General features: G+C 64.5%; 4 protein-coding genes. 3 read left to right on the top strand and 1 reads right to left on the bottom strand.

Features of this window, described 5'->3' with window-relative positions; all coding sequences use genetic code 11:
• Positions 1 to 1,035: glycosyltransferase (locus FFS21_RS31540; RefSeq protein ID WP_137928600.1), on the top strand; the 1,035-nt coding region annotated here is incomplete at its 5' end.
• Here the strand turns inward: FFS21_RS31540 and hpnA are convergent.
• Complete coding sequence (hpnA, locus tag FFS21_RS31535; protein WP_502705219.1) at positions 1,036 to 2,100, bottom strand: hopanoid-associated sugar epimerase; 1,065 nt, start codon at positions 2,098 to 2,100, stop codon at positions 1,036 to 1,038.
• A 156-nt stretch (positions 2,101 to 2,256) separates the two neighbouring features.
• On the opposite strand from hpnA, the gene ispH reads away from it, so the two are divergent.
• Both ispH and hpnH read left to right on the top strand, forming a co-directional pair.
• A complete protein-coding gene (gene ispH, locus FFS21_RS31530; protein ID WP_137928599.1) occupies positions 2,257 to 3,255 on the top strand; it encodes a 4-hydroxy-3-methylbut-2-enyl diphosphate reductase in 999 nt (332 codons plus the stop codon).
• 34 nt (positions 3,256 to 3,289) lie between these two features.
• Entirely contained in the window at positions 3,290 to 4,456 is a 1,167-nt protein-coding gene (gene hpnH / locus FFS21_RS31525) for an adenosyl-hopene transferase HpnH (RefSeq protein ID WP_137928598.1), read from the top strand.
• The last annotated feature ends 107 nt before the right edge of the window (positions 4,457 to 4,563 follow it).

Below are 4,563 nucleotides of genomic sequence, written 5' to 3'. Positions count from 1 at the left end.
GCGTGGCCCCCTGTGATCGGCGTGATCCCTGCCCGCAACGAGGCCGACGTGATCGCCCGCGCCGTGACCGGCGTGCTGAGCCAGCAATATCCCGGCCGCCTGCATCTGGTGGTGGTGGATGACCACAGTACCGATGGCACCGCCGATATCGCTCGCGCTGCGGCACTCTCTATTGGCCGCGCCGATGCGCTGACCGTGATCGGCGCCCGCGACCTGCCTCCGGGGTGGAGCGGCAAGGTCTGGGCCCAGTCGGAAGGCTTGGCAGAAGCGGACCGTCAAATGCCTGACGCGGGCTTTGTCTTCCTGACCGATGCCGATATCTGGCACGGTCCGAACACCATCCGCGAACTCGTGGCGCGCGCCGAACACGAACAACGCGACCTGACCTCGCTCATGGTTCGCCTGCGCTGCGAATCGTGGTGGGAGCGCATGATCGTGCCCGCTTTTGTCTTCTTCTTCGCCAAACTCTATCCGTTTGCGAGCGTGGCCAATCCTCGCAGCAAGGTGGCGGGCGCGGCGGGCGGCTGCATGCTGGCGCGCCGCTCGGCGCTGGTGCGGATCGGCGGGTTCGAAGCCATTCGGGGCGAGTTGATCGACGATTGCAGCCTGGCGGCGCGCATCAAGGCAGGCGGCTCCATCCGGCTGGATCTGGCGGACGACAGTATTTCACTGCGCCCATACGACGATTGGGAAAGCCTGTGGAACATGATCGCCCGCAGCGCCTACACGCAACTCCACTATTCGCCGTGGATGCTGATCGGCGCCACGCTGGGCATGATCCTGACCTATCTGGCCCCGCCCGTGCTGGCGCTGATCGGCGGGGCATCGCTGTGGCCCGCGTGGCTCGCCTGGATCATGATGGCCGTCAGCTATCGGCCGATGCTGCGCGAGTACGGCCAGCCGGCCGGCCTCGCCCCGCTGCTACCGCTGACTGCCCTGTTCTACCTTGGCGCCACGCTGGATTCGGCGCGCCGCTACTACCTGCGTCGCGGCGGCCAGTGGAAGGGACGCTCGCAGGCGCCCGTGCGGTCCTGATTACTTGAGATAGCCGTTGTCGCGGAACCAGTCGAGGGCGTCGCGCAGCCCCTCCTGGTACGGCCGGGGCGCATAGCCCAGCTCGCGCTGGGCCTTGGCCGATGTAAAGAACATCCGGTAACGCGACATCTTGAGGCCGTCCACGGTCACAAAAGGCTCTTTCTTCGTGAAACGCGCCACGGTTTCCGCGACGTGGGCAATCGGATAGAGCGGCCAGCGCGGAAGTTCGATGGTCGGGGCGCGGCGCCCTGCCATACCGGCGATATCGGCCAGCATCTGCCGCAGCAGCACATCCTGGCCACCCAGGATGTAGCGCTCGCCGACCCGGCCTTTGTCCAGCGCCAGGAAATGTCCGTTCGCCACATCGTCTACATGGGCCAGGTTCAGGCCCGTATCGACGAATGCCGGGATCTTGCCCGTGGCCGCCTCGACGATGATCCGGCCCGTAGGCGTCGGGCGCACATCGCGCGGCCCGATCGGCGTGGACGGATTCACGATCACCGCCGGCAGGCCCTCGGCCACCAGACGCTCCACCTCACGCTCGGCCAGCACCTTGCTGCGCTTGTACGCGCCGATGGCCTCGTGGCCAGCCATGGCTGCCGTTTCATCGACCGGCCCGGTGGCACCGGCCACGCGCAGGGTGGCCACGCTGCTGGTGTAGACGATGCGCTCCACGCCGGCGTTGCGCGCGGCTTCCATCGTCGTGGCCGTGCCGTCCACGTTGGCGCGGACGATGTCCTCGGGGTCTGGCGCCCAGAGCCGGTAGTCTGCTGCCACGTGGAACAGGTAGCGCACGCCGGCCATGGCCCGCGCCATCGACGCGGCATCGCGCATATCCCCTTCCACCACCTCCACGGGCAGCCCGGCGAGATTGGCGCGCGGGCTGGTGGGCCGCACCAGCACCCGTACCTGGAATCCGCGTTCCAGCGCCTGGCGCATGACCGACGAACCGAGGAAGCCCGAGGCTCCCGTTACGAGAATGCAATTCTGAATTTCAAATCCCCTGGAGACGTTGCGTGCAGGTTTGGCGACAATCGCGGCTTTCGCGGGCCAGTCCCGCTGCATTTACGCCAGACAAGTCAAATGTTGGCAAGACCCAACGCGCAAACATGAAAATCCGGCCCGGTATATAGTAACCACCATTAACCGGGAAAGTGACGCCGGAAATACCACAAAAAGAATGTTTTCCAATCTTTACAAGCGGGTCGGGGGGCCATCTCCATGCAGGTGATCCTTGCCCAGCCACGGGGCTTCTGTGCCGGAGTTGTCAGGGCGATCGACATTGTCGACCGCGCCCTGCTCAAGCACGGGGCACCGGTTTATGTCCGACATGAGATTGTCCACAACAAGCATGTGGTCGAAGGGTTGCGGCAAAAAGGCGCACGCTTTGTCGAGGAACTCGACGAGGTGCCAGATGACGCCGTTACCATCTTCAGCGCCCATGGCGTGTCGCGCGAGGTGGTGAAAGAAGCACAGCGACGCGAGCTGCATGCCATTGACGCAACTTGCCCTCTTGTGGTCAAAGTGCACAACCAGGGCCGCCAGTATGCGGCGGCGGGCCGTCAGGTGATCCTGATTGGCCATGCCGGGCACCCCGAGGTGGAAGGCACGATGGGCCAGATCCCGGGCAAGGTCCATCTGGTGCAGTGTGAAGCCGACGTGGCCCGGCTGGCGCTGCCGGACGATGTGCCGGCGGCCTATATTACCCAGACCACGTTGTCCGTGGACGACACCCGTAATATCATTGCGGCGCTCGGCCGGCGATTCACCAACCTGGTCGGGCCAAGTACACGCGATATCTGCTATGCCACGCAAAACCGCCAGAGCGCAGTGCGGGAATTGTCGCAGCGAGTGGATGTCATTCTCGTGATCGGAGCGTCGAACAGTTCCAACTCGAACAGGCTCCGCGAGATCGGCACGGAAAGTGGCGTGCCGAGTTACCTGATTGCCGACGGCAGCGAACTCGACCCCGAATGGGTGCGAGGCGCAGACGTCGTAGGCATTACCGCGGGCGCCTCGGCGCCCGAAAGCATGGTGGAAGACGTCATCGCGGCCTTGCGCCGCCTGGGTCCGGTCGATATCTCGACCATGGAAGGGATCGAGGAGCATGCCGAATTCCGCCTGCCGGCTGAACTTGCCGATGCAACGCTGGCCCCAGGGGCCAGGAAGACCACTGATATCAGTGACGCCCGGCTCGCCGCCCAAACGGTGGCTGGCTGAAGCGAACAAGCTGAACCTAACAGGAAGCACCCCCTTGGCCATTCCGTTTCTGCAGGTCGCCCGCGTAGGCGCCTACATCGCACGCAAGCATCTCACCGGGCAAAAGCGCTACCCGCTCGCCCTGATGCTCGAACCCCTTTTCCGCTGCAACCTGGCCTGCTCCGGCTGCGGCAAGATCGATTATCCGGACCCCATCCTGAACCAGCGCCTGTCCGTGGCCGAGTGCCTGGAAGCGGTGGACGAATGCGGCGCACCGGTGGTGTCCATCGCCGGCGGCGAGCCGCTGCTGCACAAGGACATGCCTGAGATCGTGCGCGGCATCATGGCCCGCAAGCGCTTTGTGTACCTGTGCACCAACGCACTGCTGCTGGAGAAGAAGATCGACCAGTACGAGCCCAGCCCGTACTTCGTGTGGTCGATCCACCTCGACGGCGACCGCGAGATGCACGATCACTCGGTCAACCAGGAAGGCGTCTACGACAAGTGCGTGGCCGCCATCAAGATGGCCAAGGAACGTGGCTTCCGCGTGAACATCAACTGCACGCTGTTCAACGATGCCAAGCCCGAACTGGTCGCCAAGTTCTTCGACTCGGTCAAGGCAATGGGCGTCGATGGCATCACGGTGTCGCCGGGTTATGCCTACGAGCGCGCGCCGGACCAGCAGCACTTCCTGAACCGCAACAAGACCAAGCAACTGTTCCGCGACATCCTGTCGCGCGGCCGTGCGGGCAAGAACTGGGCATTCAGCCAGTCGACGATGTTCCTGGACTTCCTGGCCGGCAACCAGACCTACAAGTGCACGCCGTGGGGCAACCCGGCACGCACCGTGTTCGGCTGGCAGCGTCCGTGCTACCTGGTTGGCGAAGGCTACGTGAAGACGTTCAAGGAACTGATGGAAGGCACCGACTGGGACGCCTACGGGGTTGGCAACTACGAGAAGTGCGCCGACTGCATGGTCCACAGCGGCTTTGAAGCCACCGCCGTGGCCGACACGTTCTCGCACCCGCTCAAGGCCCTGGCCGTGACGCTGCGCGGCGTGAAGACCGATGGCCCGATGGCGCCGGACATCTCGCTCGATAACCAGCGCCCGGCGGATTACGTGTTCTCGCGCCACGTGGAAATCAAGCTGGCCGAGATCGGCAACCTGAAGAAGGTGCAGGGCAGCCGGGCCGAGAAGGCACAGGCGGCTCAGGTTCACTGAGCTGAATACTCCCCTCTCCCGCAACGCGGGAGAGGGGTTGGGGGAGAGGGCTGGAGGTTCTGCTTGCCGATTGTGACAATTTGAACTGCTGGCCCTCTCCCCCGCCC

It is taken from the genome of Cupriavidus sp. 2SB (assembly GCF_005503625.1).
Classification (GTDB): domain Bacteria; phylum Pseudomonadota; class Gammaproteobacteria; order Burkholderiales; family Burkholderiaceae; genus Cupriavidus.
The sequence above is the reverse complement of the archived record's forward strand: the minus strand, read 5'-3'. Positions and strand labels throughout refer to the sequence as shown.